The sequence below is a fragment of the Streptacidiphilus sp. MAP12-20 genome (assembly GCF_041262525.1).
GTDB lineage: Bacteria > Actinomycetota > Actinomycetes > Streptomycetales > Streptomycetaceae > Streptacidiphilus.
The window spans coordinates 59,517-84,238 of the sequence record NZ_JBGCCK010000006.1 but is presented as its reverse complement, the minus strand read 5'-3'; the positions used below and the strand labels follow the sequence as shown (position 1 = coordinate 84,238).

Annotated in this window: 23 protein-coding genes and 1 pseudogene; 14 read left to right on the top strand and 10 right to left on the bottom strand. The window is 71.9% G+C overall.

The annotated features are described in order from the left end of the window. Window positions 1-2 precede the first annotated feature (2 nt). From atpD to ABIA32_RS09740, 5 genes are all read left to right on the top strand, one after another. Window positions 3-1,448, top strand: a complete 1,446-nt coding sequence (gene atpD, locus ABIA32_RS09760) for a F0F1 ATP synthase subunit beta (RefSeq protein WP_370093596.1) — start codon at window positions 3-5, stop codon at window positions 1,446-1,448. A 107-nt stretch (window positions 1,449-1,555) separates the two neighbouring features. Next, window positions 1,556-1,927: a F0F1 ATP synthase subunit epsilon gene (locus ABIA32_RS09755; protein WP_037607743.1), complete on the top strand. Its 372-nt coding sequence runs from the start codon at window positions 1,556-1,558 to the stop codon at window positions 1,925-1,927. A 144-nt stretch (window positions 1,928-2,071) separates the two neighbouring features. After that, window positions 2,072-2,521 (top strand): DUF2550 domain-containing protein, encoded by a 450-nt coding sequence (locus ABIA32_RS09750; RefSeq protein WP_370093595.1) that lies wholly within the window; start codon window positions 2,072-2,074, stop codon window positions 2,519-2,521. 123 nt (window positions 2,522-2,644) lie between these two features. Further along, window positions 2,645-3,091 (top strand): MarR family winged helix-turn-helix transcriptional regulator, encoded by a 447-nt coding sequence (locus ABIA32_RS09745; protein ID WP_370093594.1) that lies wholly within the window; start codon window positions 2,645-2,647, stop codon window positions 3,089-3,091. Between the two features lie 9 nt (window positions 3,092-3,100). Further along, the gene (locus ABIA32_RS09740) at window positions 3,101-3,673 is read left to right on the top strand and encodes a cob(I)yrinic acid a,c-diamide adenosyltransferase (protein ID WP_370093593.1); all 573 of its coding nucleotides are present in this window, start codon (window positions 3,101-3,103) and stop codon (window positions 3,671-3,673) included. Window positions 3,674-3,679: 6 nt separating this feature from the next. Here ABIA32_RS09740 and ABIA32_RS09735 read toward each other — a convergent pair whose 3' ends face one another. Beyond that, complete coding sequence (locus ABIA32_RS09735) at window positions 3,680-4,117, bottom strand: MarR family winged helix-turn-helix transcriptional regulator (protein ID WP_370093799.1); 438 nt, start codon at window positions 4,115-4,117, stop codon at window positions 3,680-3,682. Between the two features lie 114 nt (window positions 4,118-4,231). Between ABIA32_RS09735 and ABIA32_RS09730 the strand changes: the two genes are divergently transcribed. Then, entirely contained in the window at window positions 4,232-5,056 is an 825-nt protein-coding gene (locus ABIA32_RS09730; RefSeq protein ID WP_370093592.1) for an alpha/beta fold hydrolase, read from the top strand. Here the strand turns inward: ABIA32_RS09730 and ABIA32_RS09725 are convergent. After that, a pseudogene (locus ABIA32_RS09725) lies at window positions 5,044-5,538 on the bottom strand (Uma2 family endonuclease); the annotation flags it as partial. The gene ABIA32_RS09730 and the pseudogene ABIA32_RS09725 overlap by 13 nt on opposite strands. Before the next feature lie 108 nt (window positions 5,539-5,646). On the opposite strand from ABIA32_RS09725, the gene murA reads away from it, so the two are divergent. After that, window positions 5,647-6,927 carry a UDP-N-acetylglucosamine 1-carboxyvinyltransferase gene (gene murA, locus ABIA32_RS09720; protein ID WP_370093591.1) on the top strand — a complete coding sequence of 427 codons (1,281 nt, stop codon included), beginning with the start codon at window positions 5,647-5,649 and terminating at the stop codon, window positions 6,925-6,927. On the opposite strand, the gene ABIA32_RS09715 is transcribed toward murA, so the two are convergent. Beyond that, window positions 6,924-7,823 (bottom strand): SDR family oxidoreductase, encoded by a 900-nt coding sequence (locus ABIA32_RS09715; RefSeq protein ID WP_370093590.1) that lies wholly within the window; start codon window positions 7,821-7,823, stop codon window positions 6,924-6,926. The genes murA and ABIA32_RS09715 overlap by 4 nt on opposite strands. Window positions 7,824-7,911: 88 nt before the next feature. Between ABIA32_RS09715 and ABIA32_RS09710 the strand changes: the two genes are divergently transcribed. Then, window positions 7,912-8,469 carry a TetR/AcrR family transcriptional regulator gene (locus ABIA32_RS09710; protein ID WP_370093589.1) on the top strand — a complete coding sequence of 186 codons (558 nt, stop codon included), beginning with the start codon at window positions 7,912-7,914 and terminating at the stop codon, window positions 8,467-8,469. Window positions 8,470-8,625: 156 nt separating this feature from the next. Here the strand turns inward: ABIA32_RS09710 and ABIA32_RS09705 are convergent, their stop codons facing one another. After that, window positions 8,626-8,931 (bottom strand): hypothetical protein, encoded by a 306-nt coding sequence (locus ABIA32_RS09705; protein ID WP_370093588.1) that lies wholly within the window; start codon window positions 8,929-8,931, stop codon window positions 8,626-8,628. Between the two features lie 109 nt (window positions 8,932-9,040). On the opposite strand from ABIA32_RS09705, the gene ABIA32_RS09700 reads away from it, so the two are divergent. The 3 genes from ABIA32_RS09700 to ABIA32_RS09690 all read left to right on the top strand — a co-directional run bounded on the left by ABIA32_RS09700 (window position 9,041) and on the right by ABIA32_RS09690 (window position 12,884). Next, window positions 9,041-9,898: a 3-hydroxyacyl-CoA dehydrogenase family protein gene (locus tag ABIA32_RS09700; RefSeq protein WP_370093587.1), complete on the top strand. Its 858-nt coding sequence runs from the start codon at window positions 9,041-9,043 to the stop codon at window positions 9,896-9,898. 216 nt (window positions 9,899-10,114) lie between these two features. Next, window positions 10,115-10,447, top strand: coding sequence for an STAS domain-containing protein (locus tag ABIA32_RS09695; RefSeq protein ID WP_370093586.1), 333 nt, complete (start codon window positions 10,115-10,117; stop codon window positions 10,445-10,447). 97 nt (window positions 10,448-10,544) lie between these two features. After that, entirely contained in the window at window positions 10,545-12,884 is a 2,340-nt protein-coding gene (locus ABIA32_RS09690) for an ATP-binding protein (protein ID WP_370093585.1), read from the top strand. A gap of 23 nt (window positions 12,885-12,907) precedes the next feature. On the opposite strand, the gene nucS is transcribed toward ABIA32_RS09690, so the two are convergent. After that, window positions 12,908-13,567 carry an endonuclease NucS gene (gene nucS / locus ABIA32_RS09685; RefSeq protein ID WP_370093584.1) on the bottom strand — a complete coding sequence of 220 codons (660 nt, stop codon included), beginning with the start codon at window positions 13,565-13,567 and terminating at the stop codon, window positions 12,908-12,910. A 382-nt stretch (window positions 13,568-13,949) separates the two neighbouring features. Between nucS and ABIA32_RS09680 the strand changes: the two genes are divergently transcribed. Beyond that, entirely contained in the window at window positions 13,950-14,342 is a 393-nt protein-coding gene (locus ABIA32_RS09680; protein WP_370093583.1) for an SCO5389 family protein, read from the top strand. A gap of 56 nt (window positions 14,343-14,398) precedes the next feature. Here the strand turns inward: ABIA32_RS09680 and ABIA32_RS09675 are convergent, their stop codons facing one another. After that, window positions 14,399-15,601: an LLM class flavin-dependent oxidoreductase gene (locus ABIA32_RS09675; protein WP_370093582.1), complete on the bottom strand. Its 1,203-nt coding sequence runs from the start codon at window positions 15,599-15,601 to the stop codon at window positions 14,399-14,401. A 230-nt stretch (window positions 15,602-15,831) separates the two neighbouring features. On the opposite strand from ABIA32_RS09675, the gene ABIA32_RS09670 reads away from it, so the two are divergent. Then, window positions 15,832-16,161, top strand: a complete 330-nt coding sequence (locus ABIA32_RS09670) for an ATP/GTP-binding protein (protein ID WP_370093581.1) — start codon at window positions 15,832-15,834, stop codon at window positions 16,159-16,161. A 4-nt stretch (window positions 16,162-16,165) separates the two neighbouring features. Here ABIA32_RS09670 and ABIA32_RS09665 read toward each other — a convergent pair whose 3' ends face one another. Continuing rightward, window positions 16,166-16,930, bottom strand: coding sequence for an ABC transporter permease (locus ABIA32_RS09665; protein WP_370093798.1), 765 nt, complete (start codon window positions 16,928-16,930; stop codon window positions 16,166-16,168). Then, window positions 16,927-17,886: an ABC transporter ATP-binding protein gene (locus ABIA32_RS09660; protein ID WP_370093580.1), complete on the bottom strand. Its 960-nt coding sequence runs from the start codon at window positions 17,884-17,886 to the stop codon at window positions 16,927-16,929. Before ABIA32_RS09660 ends, ABIA32_RS09665 begins: the two co-directional genes overlap by 4 nt. Window positions 17,887-17,955: 69 nt before the next feature. Between ABIA32_RS09660 and ABIA32_RS09655 the strand changes: the two genes are divergently transcribed. Then, the gene (locus ABIA32_RS09655) at window positions 17,956-18,750 is read left to right on the top strand and encodes an alpha/beta fold hydrolase (RefSeq protein WP_370093579.1); all 795 of its coding nucleotides are present in this window, start codon (window positions 17,956-17,958) and stop codon (window positions 18,748-18,750) included. 144 nt (window positions 18,751-18,894) lie between these two features. Here ABIA32_RS09655 and ABIA32_RS09650 read toward each other — a convergent pair whose 3' ends face one another. Both ABIA32_RS09650 and ABIA32_RS09645 read right to left on the bottom strand, forming a co-directional pair. Further along, window positions 18,895-19,830, bottom strand: a complete 936-nt coding sequence (locus ABIA32_RS09650; protein WP_370093577.1) for a cellulose-binding protein — start codon at window positions 19,828-19,830, stop codon at window positions 18,895-18,897. Window positions 19,831-19,953: 123 nt separating this feature from the next. After that, the gene (locus ABIA32_RS09645; protein WP_370093575.1) at window positions 19,954-24,585 is read right to left on the bottom strand and encodes a hypothetical protein; all 4,632 of its coding nucleotides are present in this window, start codon (window positions 24,583-24,585) and stop codon (window positions 19,954-19,956) included. Window positions 24,586-24,722: the final 137 nt, after the last annotated feature.

Sequence of the window (24,722 nt, the reverse complement as noted above, 5' to 3'; positions counted from 1 at the left end):
GAATGACTGCCACTGTAGAGACGGCCACGGCGACGGGCCGCGTCGCGCGGGTCATCGGCCCGGTCGTCGACGTGGAGTTCCCCGTCGACGCCATGCCGGACATGTTCAACGCGCTGCACGTCGACGTGGATGCGCCCGACGGCACCGGCAAGAAGACGCTGACCCTCGAGGTCTCCCAGCACCTGGGTGACGGCGTGGTCCGCGCGATCTCCATGCAGCCCACCGACGGCCTGACCCGTGGCGCGGGTGTCACCGACACCGGCTCCGCGATCTCCGTCCCGGTCGGCGACATCACCAAGGGCAAGGTCTTCAACGCCCTCGGCGAGGTCCTGAACGTGGACAAGGCCGAGTTCGAGGCCCAGGTCACCACGCGCTGGCCGATCCACCGCAAGGCCCCCAACTTCGACCAGCTCGAGTCCAAGACCGAGATGTTCGAGACGGGTATCAAGGTCATCGACCTGCTCACCCCGTACGTCCAGGGTGGCAAGATCGGTCTGTTCGGTGGCGCCGGTGTCGGCAAGACCGTTCTGATCCAGGAGATGATCTACCGCGTCGCCGAGAACTTCGGTGGTGTGTCCGTGTTCGCCGGTGTCGGCGAGCGCACCCGTGAGGGCAACGACCTGATCCACGAGATGGTGGACTCGGGCGTTCTGGACAAGACCGCGCTGGTCTTCGGCCAGATGGACGAGCCGCCGGGCACGCGTCTCCGCGTCGCCCTGTCCGCGCTGACCATGGCGGAGTACTTCCGCGATGTGCAGGGCCAGGACGTGCTGCTCTTCATCGACAACATCTTCCGGTTCACCCAGGCCGGTTCCGAGGTGTCGACCCTGCTCGGCCGGATGCCCTCCGCGGTGGGTTACCAGCCGAACCTGGCCGACGAGATGGGCCAGCTCCAGGAGCGCATCACCTCGACCCGCGGTCACTCGATCACCTCGATGCAGGCGATCTACGTCCCTGCGGACGACCTGACCGACCCGGCCCCGGCCACCACCTTCGCCCACCTCGACGCGACGACGGTTCTCTCCCGTCCGATCTCCGAGAAGGGCATCTACCCGGCCGTGGACCCGCTGGACTCCTCGTCCCGCATCCTCGACCCGCGGTACATCTCGGCCAACCACTACGAGACCGCTGTGCGCGTCAAGGGGATCCTCCAGAAGTACAAGGACCTCCAGGACATCATCGCGATCCTCGGTATGGACGAGCTGTCCGAAGAGGACAAGGTCACCGTCAACCGGGCGCGCCGCATCGAGCGCTTCCTGTCGCAGAACACCTACGTCGCCAAGCAGTTCACCGGCGTCGAGGGCTCCACCGTGCCGCTGTCCGAGACGATCGACGCGTTCAACGCGATCGCCGACGGCAAGTACGACGGCGTCCCGGAGCAGGCGTTCTTCATGTGCGGTGGCATCGAGGACCTCGAGCGCAACGCTGCAGAGCTGGCGAAGAAGTAGTTCGCTGAGGGAGGGGCGGGCCCTTTTGGTGGGACCGCCCCTTTCGCACCCGTTATTCTTTCCCCACCCCCGTCTTCCGGCGGGGGGCAGAGACCGAGGAGCCCACGGTGGCTGAGCTGCACGTCGAGCTGGTCGCGGCCGACCGAAAGGTCTGGTCGGGCGAGGCCACGATCGTCCTTGCCCGTACCAAGTCCGGTGACATCGGCATCCAGCCGGGGCACACCCCGGTCCTGGGCGCTATGGACACCCAGCCGGTGACCATCCGCCAGGCGGACGGCACCACGGTGATCGCCGCGGTGCACGGCGGCTTCCTGTCCTTCGCGGACAACAAGCTGTCGATCCTTGCCGAGGTCGCGGAGCTGGCCGACGAGATCGACGTCGACCGCGCCGAGCGCGCCCTGGCCGGCGCGAAGGCCGAGAGCGAGGCCGCGGCCCAGCGCCGCGCCGAGGTCCGGCTCGTCGCGGCGACCGGTCGCTGAGCCGAGGCACGTAGCTTCACCGCAGTCCCGGGGCGCCCAGTGGGTGACCCCGGGACTGCTGTATCAGTTGTGCAGGTGCTGCGACATTCGTAAGACGTGGCGTCACGTCGGCTTCAGGGGCGGCCGACGAGGAGGGAGCCGGGCATGGTGCTCGCGGTGGTCGTAGTGATCGCGGTGCTGCTGGTCTGCCTGCTCGGGCTGGGGGCCTTCGCAGTACGCCGGCGGCTGATCCAGCGTCCGGGGGGGACGTTCGACTGTTCGGCGCGCCTGAGCGTGCCGGAGTCCGCCGTCGAGGCGGAGGGCAAGGGGTGGATCTTCGGGATCGCCCGCTACAACCACGACGCGGTGGAGTGGTTCCGCGTCTTCAGCTACGCGCCGCGCCCGCGCCGGGTGCTGCAGCGCTCGCTGATCGAGGTGCTGAGTCGTCGCACCCCGGAGGGCCAGGAGGAGCTGGCGCTGCTCTCCGGCGCCGTCGTCCTCCACTGCAGCCACGCGGGTGAGCCGCTGGAGCTCGCGATGAGCGAGGACGCCCTGACCGGCTTCCTGGCCTGGCTGGAGGCGGCGCCTCCCGGCCAGCGCGTCAACGTGGCGTGATGGATCAGTTGCACCATCCAGGGGCGCGAGAAACCACCCTGTGCGGATGGCCCTGCGCGTTCGGTTCAGTACGTCCAAGGTTGGCTTGTCGCGCAGTTCCCCGCGCCCCTGCGGAGGTGCCGGGTGGAGCTGGGTGAGCATGCGGGCGTGGTGCTGTGGGGGCTGTTCGGGAATGTCTATCGGCTGATCAATGACGGTCTGCGGGCGGACATCGCCGGGGCCACAGGGCTGGACGGGTCCGAGTTCGAGTTCCTGCTGCGGTTGTCCCGGTTTCTCGACGCGCGGGCGATGCCCACGCGAGTGGGCGAGCTGATGGGCTTCACCTCGGCCGGGACCACGAAACTGGTCGCACGGCTGGAGCGCAAAGCACTGATCGACCGGACGCCCGATCCGGAAGACGGACGTGCCTCGCTGGTGGGTCTCACAGCCGAGGGCTCGCGGCTGCTGCAGCTCGGCCTGGAGGCGCACATCCCGCGGTTGGACGAGGAAGTACTCGGGCATCTCACGCCCGCCCAGCAGCGGCAGTTGGTGGGGCTGCTCACACGGCTGGATCCGACCCTCAGGGGCTAGGCTCCGGGCATGGTCAACCTCACCCGCATCTACACCCGTACCGGCGACGACGGCACCACCGCGCTGGGCGACATGAGCCGCACCCACAAGACGGATTCCCGGCTCGCCGCCTACGCGGACGCCAACGAGGCCAACGCCGCCATCGGCGTCGCCCTCGCCTGCGGTGGCCTCGACGCGGAGATCGCGGCGGTGCTGACCCGCGTCCAGAACGACCTCTTCGACGTCGGCGCCGACCTGGCCACGCCCGTCGTCGAGGACCCGAAGTACCCGCCGCTGCGGGTGCTGGAGACGTACGTCGACCGCCTGGAGGCGGACTGCGACCGCTTCAACGCCGAGCTGGAGAAGCTGCGCAGCTTCATCCTGCCCGGTGGCACGCCCGGCGCTGCCTACCTGCACGTGGCGTGCACGGTCGTCCGTCGCGCGGAGCGCAGCACCTGGGCGGCGATCGAGGAGTACGGCGACGGCATCAACCCGCTGACCGCGAAGTACCTCAACCGGCTCTCCGACCTGCTGTTCATCCTGGCCCGCTCGGCCAACAAAGCGGTCGGCGACGTGCTCTGGGTGCCGGGAGAGAACCGCTAGCAGGGCTCAGCAGGGCGGCTCGGCGGCGGTCAGGTCGACGTCGTCGAAGAGCTCCAGCATCCGGCCCAGCACGCGGACGCAGGTCGCCACGTCCGCGTCCGTGAGGTCGCCGCGCGCCTGGCGCAGCAGCGCGGCCTCGCGGTCGGCCACGGCCGTGATCGTGGTGCGGCCCTCGTCGGTGAGCCGGATCAGGCTGGAGCGCTGGTGCGCCGGGTTCGGGATGCTCTCGACGAGGCCGCGCGCGGCGGCGTCGTTGACCATTCGCTGCACGAACTGCCGGCTCAGTGACTGCGCCCGGCCCATCTGCGGCACCGTCATCGGCCCGTGCTCGCGCAGCAGGTCCAGTACGGCGCGGACGCCGACGGAGATCCCCTGCGCGGCGTCGAGCTCGATCTTCCGTTGGACCCGCCGGTAGAGCGGGCCGACGAGGGCGAAGACCTCCATCAGCCGCTGCGGCAGCTCGTCGGGGGAGAGCGGGCGGTCGTTCGGGTTCTCGGTCACAACTGAATGATGACACCTTGGTTGCCATATCTACAAGAACATGGCACCTTGGTTGTCATGACTGAGATCGCGTACTTCGAATCCCAGGACGGCCCCCTCGCCTACATCGACGCCGGGCCGCGCGACGGCCGGGCGTTGGTGCTGTTGCACAGCGTCTTCGTGGACGGCACCCAGTTCGACAACTTGATCCCCGGGCTGGTCGCAGCCGGCTACCGGGTCATCGCTCCCGACGCCCGCGGTCATGGCCGCTCGGCCAACGCGAGCCGGCCGTTCCGACAGGCCGACGACCTCGCGGACCTGCTCCGACACCTCGGGCTGGATCAGGTCGTCCTGGTCGGCGTCTCGATGGGCGCGCTGATCGGCGTCGACGCGGCCGTCGAGTACCCCGAACTGGTGCGCGCCCTCGTCGTCAGCGGCCGGGGCCTGTGCGAGCCGGACCTGAGCGACGCCTGGTCCGCCCGGGTCGCCGCGCGACAGGGGGCGGCGATGGCGTCCGGCGACCTGGCCGGCTACCTCGACGGCTTCCTGGAGTGGATCGCAGGGCCGGAGCGCGGCCTCGACGAGGTCGATCCGGCGATCGTGGCACAGGTGCGCGAGATGGCCCTGCGCACGCTGATGAAGCACACCCCGGACGAGCCGGACCACCGCGTCCCGGTCGAGGAACTGGCCACCCGCGCCAAGGAGATCGCCGTGCCGGTCCTGGCCGTCAACGGCGCCCTCGACGCCCCCGGACTCCTGGCCACGGCGGATGACCTGATCCGCACCGTACCGAACGGCCGCACCGTGCTCCTGGAGGGCGTCGGCCACTACACCACGATGGAGGCCCCGGCCGAGTTCGCCCGCGTTCTGGAGGGCTTCCTCGGCGAGGTCTACTCCGCCTGAGCTGCGGGATAGCGGTGGAAGGCGACCGTGGGGATGGTCAGGTCGACGGGTGCCGGGAAGTGGATCGGGTCGCCGAACAGGCCCCCGTCGGCCTGGCGGTACCGCCCCTCGTCGCCGAGCTGGAACAGCTGCCACTTGCCGATGTTGGGATCGATGATCACGTACACCGGGATGCCGGACTGCTCGTAGCGCAGGTACTTGTCCTGGTAATCGCGCCGAATCCCCGCGCGGCCGGTGGAGACCACCTCGACGACGGCCAGGAGCAGCGAGGCCGGCAGGTCCCGCATCTCGACGGACCAGTCGCCGGCTCGGATGATCACCGCATCGGGCCTGGGCCTGTCCTCGGGCCCGAGCTCGATCCCGCGCTCCGACCACGCCTCGAAAGGCTCGGACACTTCACGAACCAGTGTCCGGCCCGGGACGTCATGGATGATGCTCCGGTTGGGCTCGACGACGATCTCGCCCTCGAAGTACTCCATGCGAACTCCTTCAGGGAAGTTCCTGCCGTCCGCACGGTCAACGAGCCGGGGTCGCGTCGGGTCACACGGCCGGCGTAGCCCGCTGGGGCGCGCATCGTACGATTCGGGACCATGGAACGGTTCCGGGTGGTCGGTGGCGCGAGGCTTGCGGGGCGGGTGCGCGTGCCTGGCGCGAAGAACAGCGCGCTCAAGCTGATGGCGGCGACGTTGCTCGCCGAGGGCGAGTTCAGGATCGGCAATCTGCCGAGAATCCTCGACGTCGAGATCATGGCCGAACTGCTCCGCCGGATGGGCTGCGAGGTGCGGCTGGAGTGGGAGGACCAGTTCGTCGGCGCGGCGGTCGTCGCCGTGCCGGGGGAGATCGGTCACGAGGCCGACTACGACCTGGTGCGCCGCTTCCGCGCCTCCATCGCCGTGCTCGGGCCGCTGCTCGCGCGCTGCGGACGGGTGCGGGTCGCTCGGCCGGGCGGGGACGCGATCGGCTCGCGCGGGCTGGACATGCACATCGACGGGCTGACCCGCCTCGGCGCGCGGATCACCACCGAACACGGCTTCCTCGTCGCCGAGGCGCTGTCGGGCAGGCTGGTCGGCGCGGCGGTCGAGCTGGACTTCCCGAGTGTGGGCGCGACCGAGAACATCCTGATGGCCGCGGTCCTGGCCAAGGGCGACACCGTCATCGACAACGCGGCGCGCGAGCCGGAGATCGTCGACCTCTGCGAGATGCTGCAGGCGATGGGCGCCAAGATCGGCGGCGCGGGCTCCTCCACGATCGAGGTCCAGGGCGTCGACCGGCTCTACCCGGTCGCCTTCGACACGCTGCCCGACCGCATCGTCGCCGGCACGTTCGGCGTGGCGGCGGCGATGACGATGGGTGACGTCCGCGTGGACCGGGCCCGTCCGGAACATCTGCGCATCGCGCTGGACAAGATCGCGGCGGCGGGCGCCGAGGTCAGCGCGGACCCGGACGGCTTCCGGGTGGTGATGGATCGTCGGCCGCGCTCGGTCGACGTGGTCACCCTGCCGTACCCCGGCTTCGCGACGGACCTGCAACCTCAGTTCGCCGCGATGAACGCGGTGGCGGAGGGAACCTCGATGATCACGGAGAACATCTTCGAGGCCCGCTTCGTCTTCCTCCAGGAGCTCGCCCGCCTGGGCGCGGACGTCCGCACCGACGGCCACCACGCGGTGCTGCGCGGCGTGCCGCGGCTCTCCGGCGCGCCCGTGGTGGCCTCCGACGTCCGCGCGGGCGCGGGCCTGGTCCTGGCCGGCCTGGTGGCGGACGGCGACACGCTGGTCTCGGAGATCCACCACATCGACCGCGGCTACGCGGGCTTCGCCGAACAGCTGAGCTCGCTGGGCGCGCAGATCTCCCGCGAGCAGGAACTGCCTTAGACCGGCAGCGCGTAGGCGCCGGCCGCGATGTCCTCGAAGAGCGTCGGGCCGGTCGGCGTCCAGTCGAGAAGCTCACGGGTTCGGGCGCTGGACGCGGTGACGTCCATGCCGAAGAAGCGGCCGATCCAGCCGAAGTGGGCCTCGGCGTCCTCCGGCGCGACCGACGCCGTCGGCAGGCCGAGCGAGTCGCCGATGGCGGTGGCGATGTCCCTTGAGGGCAGGCCGCCCTCGTCCACGGCGTGCATCCGCGAGCCCGCAGGTGCTTTCTCCAGCGCGAGCCTGACCATCAGTGCGGCGTCGGAGCGGTGGACAGCCGCCCATCGGGTCGAGCCGTCGCCGATGTAGCCCGCCGCTCCGTGCTCCTTCGCGATCTTCGTCAGCGTCGCGGTGAAGCCGTGGTCGCCCATGCCGTGCACGGTCGGCGCGAAGCGCAGCGCCACCGGGCGGACGCCGCGTCCGGCGTAGGAGAGGGCGAGGTTCTCGCTGCCGCCGCGCATGGACTCGGCGCCGTGGAACGGCGAGGCGTCGTCCTCGGTCAGGGGCCGACCGACGACCCCCGAGGCCAGTCCAGAGGCGAGCAGGAACGGCCGGTCGCTGCTCTCGAGGGTGTCGAGCATCCGCTGGACGGCGGCGTGCTCGCTGCGCCCGGCGCCGACGTAGTCGGAGAAGTCGTGCTTGAAGGCCAGGTGGATGACGCCGTCGGCGGCCGCGGCGGCCGACGCGAGGCTGTCGAGGTCGTCGAGGCTGCCGCGGTGGGCGGTGGCGCCCTTCGCGTCGAGCGCGGCGGCGGCCTCGTCGGAGCGGGCAAGGCCGACGACCTTGTGGCCGTGGGCGAGGAGTTCGTCGGTGACGGCCGAGCCGATCCAGCCGGAGGCACCGGTGACGAAGACGCGCATGGCGGGTTTCCTTCCACGGTATGTCAGTGACTGACATCATCAACGGTAACACGTCATGTCAGTGACTGTCATCGCTAGACTGCTCCGCATGGGTCGCTGGAAACCGGACGCGCGGGGGCGGATGCTCGGCGCGGCCATGGAGCTGTTCGCCGAGCGCGGCTACGAGCAGACAACCGCGGGCGACATCGCCGAGCGCGCGGGCGTCACCGAGCGCACCTTCTTCCGGCACTTCGCCGACAAGCGCGAGGTCCTCTTCGACAGCTCGGGAACCATGCAGCGGATGGCGCACGACGCGATCCTGGCTGCGCCGGACGACCTGTCACCCCTGGACGCGGCGCTGGTCGGCATGGTCGCGGGCGGCGGCCTGCTGGAAGACATTCACGACCACGCCGTCCACCGCTCCCGGATCATCGCGGCCAACCAGCCCCTTCAGGAACGCGAGCTGCTGAAGCTCGCGTCGATGGTCGACGCCACGGCCGAGGCGCTGCGCACGCGCGGCGTGCCGGAACCCACCGCGAGCCTGGCCGCGCACAGCGCGGTGACGGTCTTCCACGTCGCTTTCGCCCACTGGGTCTCGGCCCCGACCCCGCCCCCCTTCGCCACCTGCATCACCGAAACGGCGGCGGCCCTCCGCGCCCTGAGGTAGTTGCACCTCCAGGGGCGCGAGGCTCTGCTCGATAGAACCGCGTGCGCGAGTAACCACCCTGTGCGGATGGCCCTGCTCGTTCGGGGACTCACCACACAGGGTGGCTTGTCGCGCACGCTGTACATCGAGCAGAGCCTCGCGCCCCTGACAGTGCAACTACCTCAGCAGCGCACGCGCCCGGTCGGCGTCGTCCTCCCACACCATCAGGCGGGGGCCCGACTTCGTGTCCACGACGGTGTAGCGGATGCCCGCCTCGTCCAGCCGGGCGCCCTGCGCCAACGCCTCCGCCGAGTCGGTCGGCGCCGCGACCGGGACGAGGAGGCCGTACTCGCCGGGGTCGCCCCTTCTCGTCGTCCGTTGGGCGACGTTGTGGCGGCCCCGGCTGAACGTCCAGCGGAGCAACAGGACCAGGGCCCCGACGACCAGGAACGGGGCCAGCACCCGCAGGGTGAGCGCGATCACGCTCCCATTCTGCTTCCACGGGCCCCGAAGTGTGTAGATTCCTGCCAGGCACGACGCCGTGCGCGGGCGATCCTCGTCGTGCGGTTCCCTACGTACGGAGGACACCACCGTGACCAGCAGCATCGCCGTCGTCGGAGCCGGGCTCATGGGCTCCGGAATCGCTCAGGTCTCGGCCGCCGGCGGCCACGACGTGGTGCTGCGCGATGTGACCGACGCTGCCATCACCCGCGGCCTGGACGGGATTCGCGACAGTTACGCCCGTTTCGTCGCCAAGGGGAAGATGACCCAGGACGCGATGGACGCCGCGCTCGCGCGGATCACCACGACCACCGACCTCGGCGCCGTCGGCTCCGCCGACATCGTCGTGGAGGCGGTGTTCGAGCAGCTGGAGGTCAAGGAGGGCGTCTTCCGCGAGCTCGACAAGATCGCGAAGCCGGGCGCCGTGCTGGCGACCAACACCTCCGCCATCCCGATCACCCGCATCGCCGCCGTGACGGAGCGTCCGGAGGACGTCGTCGGCGTCCACTTCTTCTCGCCCGTGCCGATGATGCAGCTGGTCGAGCTGGTACGCGGCTACAAGACCAGCGACGCCGCGCTCGCCACCGCCCGCGCCTTCGCCGAGAGCGTCGGCAAGACCTGCGTCGTCGTCAACCGGGACGTCGCGGGCTTTGTGACGACCCGCCTGATCACCGCGCTCGTCGTCGAGGCCGTCAAGCTCTACGAGTCGGGCGTGGCCACCGCCGAGGACATCGACACCGCCTGCAGGCTGGGCTTCGGCCACGCCATGGGCCCGCTGGCCACCGCGGACCTGACCGGCGTCGACATCCTGCTGCACGCCGCGCACAACATCTACGAAGAGACCCAGGACACCAAGTTCGCCGCGCCGGAGATCATGGCCCGGATGGTGACCGCGGGGGACCTGGGCCGCAAGAGCGGGCAGGGCTTCTACTCCTACGGCGACCGGTAGCACGAATGTGACGTGGGCCCCAGGTGAGCTCGCTCACCTGGGGCCCACGTCACCGTGGGATTCCCCGATAATCAAACGACCATCCGAGCGCCAGGGCCGGGGGCGAATTTCCCGCACCCGAACGAGTGATTTCCATTCAGATCTCGCCGTGGCCAGCAACTTGCTCGCCCGTCGTTGCGTCAGATGAGAGAAGTAACGAGAGCGAGGGGAGCCCGCATGTTCATCCGCGGTGACCACCGTCACCTCGCCATCGAGGGCGAGCTCGACGTCCGGTCGGCGGCGGACGCGCGCACCGCGCTGCACCGCGCCGTGGACGACGGCGTCGGCGACCTCGTGCTCGATCTGAGCGGGCTGGCCACCTGGGATGCCACCGGGCTGGGCGTGATCATGGGCACCCACCGCCGCGCCGGCCGCAGCGGTCGCCGCCTCGTGCTGCGCGGTGTCCCCCTGCAACTGCAGCGCCTGCTGGTGGCCACCAAACTGCACCGGATCCTCGCCATCGAGAGCTACTACCCCGAGGCAAACCCGCTGCCGGTGTCCATCCCATAACGGTCTGCCCCGAGCTCTCCCCACCGTTCACTTCCGTACCGCAGAATGACCCCCGCACCGCGCCCTGCGGCGGCGCGGACGGGGCCGGAAGAGGATCATGAGCGAAGCAGCAGGCCACCACCCCGCACGCATATCCGGCGGCAGCGAGCTGGTGCTCCGAAACCCTGGCGGCGGCGTCGTCGCGGGCAGCACACCCGAGCAGCACGTCCCCGGCGAGCCCCGCCCGGACGGCCGCTCCCGCACCGGCGAGGTCGTCGTCGGCGACCTGCTGCTGACCGTCAACGCCCCCGAGGGCTCGACCCTGCGGCCGCTGCCTGAGCAGCGCCGCCCGCAGCCGCCCACGCCCCGCCCGACCCCGCCAGGACCCGCCCGCTACGCCCTCGCCGGGCTGCTGGAGCGCGAGGAGCAGTGCGCGCGGCTCCGCGAGCTGCTGAGCCAGGGCCGCTCGGTCAGGCTCACCGGACCGCACGGCTCCGGCCGCAGCGCCGTGTTGGAGGCCGTCGCCACCTCCTGCTCCGGTCTGCTGCCCGGCGGCGTCGTCCGGCTGAGCGCCCACCGCCGCCCGCTCGGCGACCTGCTCCAGGACCTCTACAGCGCCCTCGGCGGTGCTCCCCGGCACCGGCCGGACCGGCACGAGCTGCCGGGCCTGCTGGCCGGCATCCGGGCCATCGTGCTGGTCGACGACGTCGACTTCGGCGGCGAGGCGCTCGACGACCTGCTGGCCGCCGCGCCCGACTGCGCCTTCCTGATCGCCGCCACCCCCGACGCACCCACGCCCGCCTCCGGAGCCCGGACCGAGGAGTCCCGGATCGCGGGCCTCACCCGGGCCGGCAGCCTCGCCCTGCTGGGCAAGCTGGCCGGACGCTCGCTCGACGAGAGCGAACGCGCCTGGGCCGTGGACCTCTGGTTCGAGTCGGAGGGTCTGCCGCTGCGCTTCGTCCAGGCGGCCGCGCTGCTGCGCCACCGCGAGCTCGCGATCGACGCACTCGCCGGCGGGCTGGTCGAGCCGGAGGAGGACCCGGTCCCGCTCCCCTCGGTGGCCGAGAGCGCCGCGCCCGCCGAGCGGATCGCACGCGGGCTGGCCGCTCCGGCTCACGCCACGCTGAAGCTGGCCACGGCGCTCGGCGGCGCGATACCGACCCCGCCGCACCTGCCCGCGCTGATCGACGTCGGCCACGGCGAGGCGGCGCTGGAGGAACTGGTCGAGTGCGGCCTCGCCGAGTCCATGCCCGGGGGCACGCACCGACTGGTGGAGGGCACGGCCGAGCTGCTCGCGGCGGAGTGGCCGACGGCGGGCCTTCCCGACGCGGCCCAGCACTTCGCCTGGTGGACCGGCCACGCGTCGGTGGGCGAGGCCCAGATCGTGGCCGAGTCGGACGTCCTGCTGGCCGTCATGAGCACCGATCAGAAGGCCGGACGGCACGCCCAGGTCGTCCTGCTGGCACGCGCCTGTGCGCCGTCCTTCGCCCTCGCGCTGCGTTGGGGCGCGTGGGAGCGGACGCTGCGCTTCGGCCTGGAGTCCGCGCGGGCGACCGGCGCGGTCGCCGAGGAGGCATGGTTCCACCACGAGCTGGGCGTGCTGACCTTCTGCGCCGGTGCGTTCGACCGGTCCCGCGCCGAGCTGGAGGCCTCCGTCGCGCTGCGCGGCGCGCTGGCCGACTCCCGCGGCACGGCCAACGGCCGTCAGGTGCTGGAACTGCTCGACCAGGCCGTGGTCCTGGCCGGCGCGACGGCCGTGGGCGGCGGCCGCTCCCGCGAGGAGGGCCTGCGCAGGTTCGCCCCCTTCGCGGTGCGCCGCGTCGTCGGCCGCCACGCGTCGACGGACGGCGAGCCGGGTGCGACGCGTCGTCAGGTCCTGCTGGCCGCTGCGACCGTGGTCCTGATGGGCGTGCTCGGCGCGGGCGTCGCCTTCGGCGTGAACGTGTGGAACGACGGCGGCGCGAAGACGCCCAAGTCCGTCACGGTCGTCCCGCCCGGCGCCTCGACGGACACGTCCTACCCGACCCCGGCCGACTCGACCTCAGCGTCGGGCTTGCCCTCGGCGTCCGCTTCCTCGTCGGCCAGGCCCTCGGCCTCCGCCTCTTCGAGTCCTTCCGGGGCCTCGACGCCCTCAACGCCGGGCAGTTCGACGACCCCGGCAGGCGGGCCGCCGGCCACCGCCAGTCCCAGCATGACGCCGAGCAACCCGTCCACTGGCTCGGCCACGCCCAGCAGTAGCGCCAGTTCTAAGCCGCCGACAGGGTCGCCCGACCCGAGCGCTTCGGGCAGCACCAGCCCGTCGACCACGCCGAAATCCACGCCGACGACAACGGGAGCGACCCCGGCTACCACGCCCGCAACGACCGGCAGCAAATCCGCCGCCGGCCCGGCCACACCCGTGCCCAGCAGTTCGCCGAGCACTTCACCCACCAGTTCACCCGCCAGTTCGCCCAGCTGAGTACCCCGGGAGGGGCCGCAGCCTCAGAACAGCTTGAGCTTGTCGTCCTCGATGCCGCGCAGCCCGTCGTAGTCCAGCACCACGCAGTCGATGCCCCGGTCGGCGGCGAGCACCCGCGCCTGCGGCTTGATCTGCTGGGCCGCGAAGATGCCGCGGACGGGAGCCAACAGCGGGTCGCGGTTGAGCAGTTCCAGATAGCGGGTCAGCTGCTCGACGCCGTCGATCTCGCCGCGGCGCTTGATCTCCACGGCGACCGTCGCGCCGCCGGCGTCGCGGCCGAGGATGTCGACCGGCCCGATGGCCGTCATGTACTCGCGACGGATCAGGGTCCAGCCCTCGCCGAGGACCTCCATCCGGTCCGCCAGCAGCTCCTGGAGGTGTGCTTCGACACCGTCCTTGATCAGGCCGGGATCGACGCCCAGTTCGTGCGAGGAGTCCAGCATCACCTCTTCCAAGGTGATGATCAGCTTTTCGCCGGCCTTGTTCTCCACCGTCCAGCGCCCCTCCTCCTCCTTCAGGGAGCACGGTGGTGACATCCAGTTGAGCGGCTTGTAGGCGCGGTCGTCGGAGTGCACGGCCACGCTCCCGTCGGACTTGACCAGGATGAGCCGAGGGGCGGACGGCAGGTGGGCGGTGAGCCGGCCTGCGTAGTCGACGGAGCAGCGGGCAATGACGAGACGCACGGCCGACCACGCTAGCCCACGGAGGCCATTCGAAGCGATTCCACGCGAAATCCCCTTCCCTGAAACCGACAGCGTGCGCGGGCGCGTTGTCACTCGTACGTAGCGCCGACTACGGAGAGCACGCGCCGTGTGACGCACGGGTCACCACAAGTCTGGCTTGATCCGTTCGCCGCACTCTGGTGTCTCTGCGTACGGGGGCTTACCGTGAGTCACGGCCACTCAGGGTAGGGGGATTGCCACATTCCGCTGCCTGTGCGGCCGTTCCCTGAGACGCTGGTGTGTACGCCTTCCCATCGGATTGCGGGATCGCGGGTGCCACCGTCCGCTCTGCACCACACCCCCGCGGGAGTCCGCCCGCGGAGGCCCTGCGAGAGGAGAACTCATGTCGCTCGACGTCTCACCGGCCCTGCTCGAAAAGGCCGAGCGAGGCGAGGTCGACGAGAGGGAATTCGTCGACTGCGTCCGTACCTCCCTGCCCTACGCCTGGGAACTGATCAGCTCGCTGGTCGTTCAGCAGCAGGTCGACGGCAGCGAGTTCGCTGACAATCAGGTTCCCCCGCCGTCCGAGCAGGCCCGTGGCCAGCTGCTGCGTGCCCTGGCGAGCGACGCGATCAGGGGATCGCTGGAGCGGCACTTCGGTGTCCGTCTCGCATTCCAGAACTGCCACCGCGTCGCCGTCTTCCCGCCGGGCCCCGCGTCCGACGCCCGCTACGCCAGGTTCACCTCGATCCGGGCGCAGCTGCTCAACCAGTCCGAGGAGCTGCGCGACTGCTGATCGTCGGTTGAACTTCCGATGATCTGATCCACTGACGATCTGGGGTTGATCTTCGGTCAATCCTGCGGAAGCTGGGGGAGGACCTCCGCGCCCAGGCGGGCGATGTTGCCCACCGTCCCGGCCCGGTCCCCGGAGCCCTCCACCAGCAGGGCGAAGCGTCGAATTCCCGTGCGCTCCGCCGTGGCCGTCAGGCGGTCGACGCAGTGCCGCGGCGTGCCCACCGCATGCAGGTCGCACAGCAGCTCGGTGTACTCCTCCGGGTCGCGCATGCGCCGCTCGCGGCCGTCGACCGTGCGGTGGGCGCCCAGGCCGTACTGGAAGAACCCCGGCATGCTCCGCAGCAGCTCCGCCCGTGCCTCGGCCACGGTGTCGCCGATCTGGGCCACGCCGGCGGCGACGTGTTCGGCCTCGACCCGTGCCACCTGCTCCGGGGTGCGGCCGGCCTCCAGGGCGGCCTTTCGGTACGCGGTGACCATCTCGGCCTTGTCCTCGTCCCCCGAGTGCATGCCGAGAAGCATCGGCAGGCCGCGCTGCGCCGCCAGCCTGACCGTGCCCGGAGAGGTGCAGGCGACCACCACGGGCGGCCCCCCGGCCGTCCGTGATCCTGGCCCGGCGGGGACGGGCGTGGGAGCGTCCGCGTACGCGTGCTGACGGCCCGTCCGCTGCTGTCGCAGGGGCTGCTCCGTCGCCCGGGGGACGACGGCGACCTCGGGGAAGGAGTAGCGCGGGCCTGACGCCCCGACCCGGGACGAGCGCAGCCAGCGCAGCAGCAGATCGAGCGACTCGGGGAAACCCTGCTCGTACGCCTCCGCCCCGCCGCCGAAGACCGCGAGATCCACCCACGGCCCGCCCCGGCCTACCCCGAGCGTGAACCGCCCGCCCGAGGTGAGATGCAGCAGCGCGGCCTGCTCGCCCAGCCGCACCGGGTGATGCGTCGGCAGCACGCTGACCGCCGTACCGATCCGCACCCGCCGGGTGCGTCCCAGCAGCAGCGCGGCCAGCGTCGCGGCGTCCGGGCAGACGCCGTAGGGGACGAAGTGGTGCTCGGCGAGCCAGACGCTGTCCAGCCCTGCCTGCTCGGCCGCGATGGCGGCGGAGACGGTGCGCTCCAGCGCCTCCGCGTGACCCTGACCTGGGAACTGCGCCGACAGCAGGAACACCCCGGTGCTGAGCCCACCCGGCGCGCTCCACGCCGACCGCTGCCTCGGCAGCCGGTACGGCGCGAGTGTCGGAGCGGCGCTGGCGTGGACGGCGGACATGGAATCAACTCCTTGACCCCGCGGGGAACTTCGACCCCGCGTCTACCACTGGAGTAACTCATGTCATGTGCCATGGGCACAGCGGAACCGGCCACTCACCCTGATAACGGGTGGATTTACCCTCGCTCCCTGGCGGGATCCGGGCCCCTGTGGTAGAAGCCGCCGTCGTGCTCGCGGCCACCGGTCCACTACCCTGGTGGGACCAGAATGCCGCCCAGCAAGGGGGAACCGTGTCTCCTCGCCGAAGTCGTCCCCGTGGGGACGAACCCAGGAACGCACGTCCGGTTTCCGGCGCGAACTGGATCGAGCAGACCGAGTCCTTCGGGGGCGAGGACTGGCAGGTCCGCTCGGTGGCCGGCAACAGCGGCAAGCGCTATCGCTGCCCCGGCTGCGACCAGGAGATCCCGCCCGGCGTGGGCCACGTCGTCGCCTGGCCGGCGTCGTCGATCGGCGCGGCCGGAAGTGTCGACGACCGCCGCCACTGGCACCGCGCCTGCTGGTCCGCGCGCGAGCGCCGCGCCGCGAACCTGCTCCGCGGGCGCGGCGCGCCGAAGTACTGACGGCTCAGGCGTCGCGGCGCTTGAGCAGCACCAGACCGATGCCGAGCGCGGCCACGACCCAGACCAGGCAGATGAAGAAGCCGGCCAGCGGGCCGTAGGAGATGGTCGTGCTCTCGTGCACGGCGGCGAGCCGGCTGCCCGCCTGGTCCGGGAAGTAGTGCGCGATGTTCTTGACCTTCGGCACGGCGCTCAGGATCGGCGAGATCAGGAAGAAGAACGGCATCAGCAGCCCGAGCGACAGCACCGGCTTGCGCAGCATGAAGCCGACGCCGAGGGAGAACAGCGCGATCAGCGTCATGTAGATCGCCATGCCGAAGACTGCCCGCAGCACGCCGGGGTCTCCCAGGTGGGCTTCGTGGCTGCCCAGCAGCGCCTGACCGAGGAAGAAGGAGACGAAGGCGGTCACGAGTGCGACGGGCGCGACCAGGGCGAGGACCGTCACGGCCTTGGCCAGCAGCAGCGTCGCCCGCTGCGGCACGGCGGCCAGCGTCGCCCGGATCATGCCGGTGCTGTACTCGTTGCCGACCACCAGCACCGCGAAGACGATGATCGCCAGCTGACCCAGGAAGACCCCGGAGAAGCTGAGCGAGGTCGGGTCGAAGTTGGCCCGCTCCGAGGCGTTCAGGTTCTTGAAGTTGTTGTTCGTGAAGAAGCTGATCAGCGCGCCGAGCCCCACCGTCACCACGAAGGCGGCGATCAGCGTGATGAAGGTGGAGCGGACGGTCTTCACCTTGGTCCACTCGGAGAGCAGCACCGGAACCATCGTCAGCTCTCCTTCTTCCAGTCCGAGCCCCACGCCGTGGTGGGAGCCTGCTGCGGCACGGACTCCGTGTGGTACTCGACCGAGTCCGCCGTCATCCGCATGAACGCCTCCTCCAGCGAGGCGCGCTGCGGGCTGAGCTCGTGCAGGGTGACCCCGTGCGCGGCCGCCAGGTCGCCGATCCGGGCCGGGTCGGCGTCGACCACCTCCCAGGCGCCCTCGCCGTCCATGGAGGCGGTCATGCCGTTCCGCGTGAGCATGTCGAGCAACTGCTCGGGCTGCGGCGTGCGGAGCCGCACGAAGCTGTGCGAGTTCTGGTCGATGAACTCGTTCATCGACAGATCGGCGAGCAGCTTGCCCTGGCCGATGACGATCAGGTGATCGGCGGTCAGGGCCATCTCGCTCATCAGGTGCGAGCTGACGAAAACCGTCCGGCCCTCGTTCGCGAGCGCCTTCATCAGGTTGCGGACCCAGAGAATGCCTTCCGGGTCCAGCCCGTTGACCGGCTCGTCGAACATCAGGATCTGCGGGTCGCCGAGCAGCGCGGCAGCGATGCCGAGGCGCTGGCCCATACCCAGCGAGAAGCCGCCGGACCGTTTCTTCGCGACCCCGTGCAGGCCGACCAGGTTCAGTACCTCGTCGACCCGGCGGGTCGGGATGCGGTTGCTCTGGGCCATCCAGAGGAGATGGTTGTAGGCGGTGCGCCCCGGATGGACGGCCTTGGCCTCCAGCAGCGCGCCGATGTACTTGAGCGGCTCGTTCAGCTGGCCGTAGTGCTTGCCGTCGATCCTGACCGTGCCGGAGGTCGGGCGGTCGAGATCGAGCAACATCCGCATGGTGGTGGACTTGCCGGCGCCGTTCGGGCCCAGAAAGCCCGTCACCACCCCCGTGGGGATGGCGAAGGTGAGGTGGTCGACGGCGAGTTTGTCGCCGTAGCGCTTCGTCAGATCCTGAACCTCGATCATAGATTCACACTAGGTCAGATCACCCCCGCCTGCCCCGTGGCAGCGCCGATCGGCGCATAGGCTGGTCGCATGACCGAACGACTCTCCGTCCGCGAGGCCGGCTCGGGAACGCCGCTGGTGCTGCTGCACGCGTTCCCGCTGTCGTCCCGGATGTGGCAGGCCCAGCTCGACGAGCTTCCCGGGTCGGACGGCGGGGACGCCCGCGTCCTCGCGGTGGACCTGCGCGGGTTCGGCGGTACGGAGCTGGGCTCCGACGAGCCGTCACTGGATCTGCTGGCGGACGACATCGCGCTGCTGCTCGACCGCGCGGGCATCGAGCAGGCGGTGATCGGCGGCCTCTCCATGGGCGGCTACGTCGCGATGGCCTTCGCCCGCAGGCACGCTGCGCGGCTCAGCGGGCTCCTCCTGGCCGACACCAAGGGCACCGCCGACACGGACGCCGCCCGCGCCAACCGCGAACGCGTGGCGACAGCGGTACTCGCCCGCGACAGCGTCCGCCTCCTGGTGGACGAACAGCTGCCGACCCCACTCCTGGGCGCGACGACCGCGACCCGCGACCCGAAGCTCGCGGACCACGTCGCCCAGATCATCCTCGAATCCCCGCCGGCGTCGGTCGCCTGGGCGCAAAGGGCCATGGCGGCCCGCGTCGACTCTCTGCAGGCGCTCCGGGAGGTACAGGTCCCCGCACTGGTTCTCGTCGGCGCGGAAGACACCCTCACCCCACCCTCCGACGCGGAGGCGCTGGCCGCGGCGCTCCCTCAGGCGGAACTCACTGTCCTCCCCGGCGCCGGTCACCTCTCCGCGCTGGAGGTCCCGGAGGCGTTCAACACCGCCGTCCGCGGATTGCTCTCACGCATTGACTAGCCACAACCAGGGGCGCGGGGAACTGCGCGAGCAACCACCCTGTGCGGATGGCCCTGCTCGCTGAGCGACCCACCACACGGGGTGGCTTGTCGCGCAGTTCCCCGCGCCCCTGGACAGTGCAACTGACCCTTTGGGCGAAAGGTGTTACCGGCTCTGCTGCGCGGGCACGCCGCGGCCCATGACGTCGTCCTCCGGGGCCGCCGCGGCCGCGACCGCCGCGCCCGTGAGGGTGGCCAGCATTTCGCGCACGTTCGTCAGCTGCGCGTTGATGCTGTCCCGACGGTTCGTCAGCGCCGCGAGCTCGCGCTCGCTCTCACTGCGGACGCGGTCCGCCTTCGCGTTCGCGTCGGCGACGATGTCCTCGGCCTGGCGCTGCGCGGTCTCCACCGTCTGGCGGGCGCGGCGCTCGGCGTCCGTGCGAAGCTTCTCCGCCTCCAGGCGGAGCTGCTCGGCGCGGTGCTCGATCTCGGCCAGGCGCTTCTCAGCCTTCGCCTGACGCGCGGCCAGGTCGCGCTCCGACTGCTCGCGGCGCTTGGCCAGGTTCGTCTCGAAGTCCGCAGCCGCCTGCGCGGCCTTGGCCCGCGTCTCCTCGAAGAGGGCGTCGGCCTCCTCGCGCTTGTTCTGCGCGTCCTTCGTCGCCTCGGCGCGCAGCTGCGTGGAGTCGCTCTTCGCCTTGTCGACGATGCGAGCGCCCTCCTCCTCGCTCTTCGCCTTGCGGTCCTTCGCGTAGCCCTCGGCCTCGCTGCGCACCTGCTGCGCGGCCGCCTCGGCCAGCTCGCGGTGCTGCTCGGCGGCGCGACGCGCCTCGTCTCGCAGGTCCTTGGCCTCCTCCTCCGCGAGGCGGAGGATCTTCTCGACCCGGGCGCCCAGGCCCGCGTAGGACGGCTCGGCGTCAGTGATCTGCGCCTGCGCGCTCTGGGTCTCGAGGTGCAGCTCCTCGATGCGCTTCTCCAGCGCGCCGATCCGGTTGAGGGCGCCGTCCCGGTCCGAGACCAGCTTGCTGATGCGCTCGTCGACCTGAGCCTTCTCGTACCCGCGGCGCACAACGTCGAAGCCGTGCGGAGAGTGTGTATCGCTCATGGGGGTGGAGTTCCTGTCGTATGCCCGGAGAGTCGGTTGGTTGAGGTGAGGTGATAGGGCGAATCCTGACACGGATTCGGAGTGTCATCGGCGGAAAGCCGATGAAGAGTGGAGAATGACCGCTCAATCGGGTGGTTGCGTGCCACCACGTTTGCCACCCGGACGGGTTGCACCCGCGCCGACGCCTGCCGTGGCACCGCCGCGACCGCCGCCCGATCTGCTGTTGCTGTCCCCGTTCGCCCTGCTCGCCCCGTTGGCGGAGCCGCTGCCGGCACCCGCCGTCCCCCCGTTGGGCGTGCCCGCGGCCGGAGCCTGGAAGGACTCCAGCGCCTGCAGGACATCCTGCACGCGGGCGATCTCGGTGTTGATGTCCTTGCGCCGGCTGACCAGTTCGTCGAGTTCCCTGCGGCCCTCGTCGGTGATCCGCTTGGCTTCGCCGCGCGCCTCCTCGATGGTCTGCTCCGCTTCGGCCCTGGCCCGCGCCAGCTCCGACTCGCCTGCCTCGACGGCGTCCTGACGGGTCTTCTCCGCCGCGGTCGCCGCCGCCGCACGCAGCTGCTCGGACTCGATGCGGGCGGCCTCGGCCGCCTCGTCGGAGTCCGCCTTGCGCGCCTCCGCCTCCTTGAGCAGCGCCTCCGCCTTGCGGACGGCGGCGATGCGCACCTTGCTGGCCTCGGCGGACGCCTCGGCCTGGAGCTCGGCGGCCTTCTCCTGCGCGTCGGCGAGGGCCTGGTCGGCCTCCGCCTTCGAGGCGTCGAGCTGCTCGGTGGTGTCCGAGATCAGCTTGTCGACGCGCTCGCCCGCAGCGCGCAGCGCCTCCGCGGACTCCTTGCGTGACCGCTCGTGCAGCGCCTCGACCTCCGCGTGGGTGCGGTCGCGCAGCTCCTCCGCGCGCTCGCGGATCTGCGCGGCGTCGCCGCGGGCCTCGACCAGGATCTGGTCGGAGTCCCGACGGGCCTGCTCCACCAGGGTGCTGCCTTCAGCAGCGCCCTCGGCGGCGATCCGCTCGGCCTCCTTGCGGGCGGCCGAGACCATCGCGTCGGCCTGCTCCTCCGCGGCGGCCGTGGTGGCCAGCGCGGCGGTCTCGGCGTCGGTGGTGACCGCCTCGGCCAGCTCCTGCGCCTCGGCCAGCGCGCGGGTGCTCTCCTCGGCGGCGCGGGCGCGCAGCTCCTCGGCCTCGGCGCGCAGCCGCTGCGCGTCCTGTTCGGCCTGCTCGCGGGTCTGCTCGGCGTCGGCGCGGACCCTGGCCGCCTCGGCGGTGGCCAGTTCGCGGATCTGCGCGGCCTCGCGCTCGGCGTCGGCGCGCAGCTGCGTGGTCTGCGCCTCCGCCGCCTCGTACATGCCGGCCACGCCCTGACGGATCTCCGCCGCCTCGTCCTCGGCGGCCGCGATCTTCGCGGCGGCCTCGCGCTCGCCCTCGGCACGCTCGGCCTCGATCTTGGACCGCTCCTCGGCGAAGGCCTCCGAAGCCTCCGCGCGCAGCGCGGCCAGCTCTGCGGTGACCCGCTCGCGGTCGGACGCGGCCTCGGCGCGGACCCTGGCGGCCTCGGTGGTGGCCAGCTGGCGCACCTGACCGGCCTCGCGCTCGGCGGCGTCGCGGGTCTCGGCCGCGGCGAGGTCGACCTCGGTGCGCAGCTGCGTCAGCTCGGCGTGGAGTGCCTCTCGGTCGTCGGCGGCCTGCTGCTCGGCGTCGGCCAGGACCTTGGTGGCTTCGTCGCGCAGTTCGGCGACAGCGGTCTCGGTCTCGGTCAGCGCCTTGGCGGCGGCCTCGCGCGAGGCCTTGGCGTCGTCCAGGTCCACCGACGCGGCCTGCCGCGCCTCGGCGCGGACCTGGTCGGCCTCGGCGTGCGCCTCGGCCAGCACGGCATCGCGCCGGTCGGCCAGCTCGCGCTCGGTCTCCGCGCGCAGCGCGGCCAGGTCGGTCGCGTGCTCGGCGGCGGACTGCTCGGCGAGGGCGACGACCTCGGCGGCGCGGGCGTCCGCCTGGGTGCGCTGCTGGATCATCGCGTCGTGCTCGGCGGCCATCGCCGCGTCGGCCTCGGCGCGGACCCTGGCCAGCTCGGCGGCGGCCTCCTCCTGCTCGCGTCGGGCCTGGGCGCGGATCTCGTCGGCCTGGGCCTCGGCGGCCTCGTGGGTCTCCTCGGCGGCGGCCTGGGCCTCGATGAGGGTCTGCGCGGTCGCCTCGCGGGAGCTCTTGGCCTCCGCGAGATCCTGCGCGGCGGCCTCGCGGGCCTCGGCGCGGACCTGGTCGGCCTCGGCGTGCGCCTGGGCCAGCACCGTCTGTCGGCTCTCGGCGTGCTCCCGCTCGGCTTCCGCGCGCAGCGCCGCCAGCTCCTCGGCGTGCTGGGCCGCGGCCTGCTCCGCCTGCTCGGCGGCAAGCGCGGCCTGCTCGCGCAGTTGCTCCGCCTCGGCCTGGGCGGCGGCCAGCAGGGTCTCGCGCTGCTCGGCGTCCTCGCCCGCCTGCCGGGCCCGTTCCTGCTCGGCCTGCTCGGCGGACTCCCGCGCCTGGGTGCGGACCGCGTCGGCCTCGGCCTGGGCCGTGGCCAGCTGCACGATGCGGCGCTCCGCCAGCTCGGTCTCCTGCGCGGCGGCTGCGGCGCGGACCCGCTCGGCCTCCGCCTCGGCGTCCCCTATGGCCGCTTCGGCGCGCTCGCGGGCGGCCTTGGCCTCGGCCAGGTCGACCTCGGCGCGCTCGCCTGCCTCGGCGCGGATGCGTTCGGCGTCGGCACCGGCCGCCTCGCGCTGGGCCTGCGCCTCGGCGAGGTCCACCGCGGCGGCCTCGCGGGCCTGGGCCCGGATCTGCTCGGCGTCCGCCTCGGCGGACTCGTGCCTGGCCTTCGCCTCGGCGATGTCGACAGCGGCGGCCTCACGGGCTTCGCCGCGCAGGCGCTCGATCTCGCTGTCCAGGTCGGCCCGCATCAGGGCCAGCTCGGACTCGGCCTGGGCGCGGGCCTCCGCGACCTCGACGGCGGTGCGTTCGCGCAGCTCGGCCGCTGCCTGCGCGTCGGCGACGGCGTGCTCACCGGCGGCGCGGGCCTCCTCGGCGCGCTCGGCGGCGAACTGCTCGGCGGCGGCCAGGATCTGGTCGCGCTCCTGCCGCGCCTCGGCCTGGATCCGCTCGGCCTCGGTGGCGGCGTTCGCGCGCAGTTCGTCGGCGGCGTTGATCGCGGTCTGGTGCTGCTCCTCGGCGGCGGCGACGGCCGCGGCGCGCACCTCGTCGGCGCGAGCGACGCCCTTGGCGGCCTCGGCGTCGCGGACGCCCTCGGCCTCGCCGCGGATCCGCTCGGCCTCGGCCCGGGCCCGGGCCAGTACGGCCTCGGCGCGGGTCTGGACCTCGCGGGCCTCCTCGGCGGCGCGCGCCTTGGCGGCGGCGACCTCCTCGGCGGCACCGCCGCGCAGCTCGTCGGCGTCGGCCTTGGCCTTGACCAGCAGGTCCTCGGCGGTGTGGGCGGACTCCTCGATCTGCGCTATGGCCTGGCGGCGCGCCTCGCCGCGGATCCGCTCGTACTCGACGGCGGTGTCCGCGCGCAGCTGCTCGGCCTCGGCGCGCAGCTGGGCGGCGGCGTCCTGGTGGGCGGCGATCTCGTCCAGGGCCATGCCCTGGGCCTGGTTGGTGGCGGCCCTGGCCTGCTCGCGCAGCAGGGTGACCTCGGCCCTGGCCTCGGCGCGGACGCGCTCGGCCTCCTCGGCGGCGGCGCCGCGCACGCTGTCGGCCTCGGCGGTGGCGCGGCTGACGACCTCCTCGGCGGTTCGCGCGGCCTTGGCCAGGTGAACGGTCGCGGTGGCGGCGCCCTCGGTGCGGGCGGACTCCAGCGCCTCGGAGCGGAGCCGCTCGATCTCCTCGCGGGCCTCCTCCAGCAGCCGCTGGGCCTCGGCCTTGAGCTCGTCGGCCTCCTTGGTCGCGGCGGCGACCATGCGGGCGACCTCGGCCTTGGCGGTAGTGGCCCGCTGCTCGCCGGTGGCCTCGGCGCTGGCGAGGCGCTGCTCGGCCTCGACCCGCAGCTGCTCCGCCTCCGCGCGCAGGCCCTCGGCCTCGCCGCGCAGTCGGTGGATCTCCGCCTGGGCGGCGGTCAGCTGTTCGTCGGCCTCGCTCGTGGCGTCCAGCCGGACGCGCTCGGCGCGCTCGGTGGCGTCCTGGGCCTGGGCGGCGGCGGCGTTCAGCAGCCGCTCGGCCTCGGTGCGGGCACGCTTCAGTACCGAGTCGGCCTCGGCGCGGGTGGACTCGACGTCGGCGGCGACCTGCGAGGTCGCGGACTCGGAGACGGCCATGGCCTCGGCGCGGGCGCCGGCCAGCATCTGCTCGGCCTCGGCGCGGGCCTGGTCCAGCACCTGGCGCGCCTGCGCCTCGGTGCCGGCGCGGGTCTGCTCGGCCCAGTTGACGTTCTCGTTGACCCGCATCTCGGCGCTGCGGCGCAGCTCGGCGAGCTCGTTCTCCAGATGGCGGCGGCGCGCCTCGGCCTCGGCCTGCCATTCGGCCTGCATCCGGGCGCTGCGGTCGGCCGCCTCCTGCATCAGCCGGGCGGTGGCGTTCTGCGCCTCCATCCGGGTGCGCTCGGCCTCCTGGCGCAGCTGCTCGGCCTGGGCCTCGGCGTTGCGCAGGATCTGCTCGGCCTGGCCGGCCACGGAGTCGAAAGCGCGCGGCTGCGCCAGCTGCCGACGCGATTCGTGCAGCTTGGCTCGGAGGACCTCGACCTGGTAGGCGAGGTCCTCGGCATGTGTGACGGCCTTCTCGCGCTCCTTGCGAGTCCGATCCATCTCGGCCTCGAATTTGGCGAGGTGATCGTCAACCTCGTAGCCGTCGTTGCCCCGCACTCCGCGGTCCCATCCGTCTCCTGATCACGTCGCCACCGGTCGGCGGTTCGGGTGTATCCCGCTCCGCCGTCCGGGTGAGC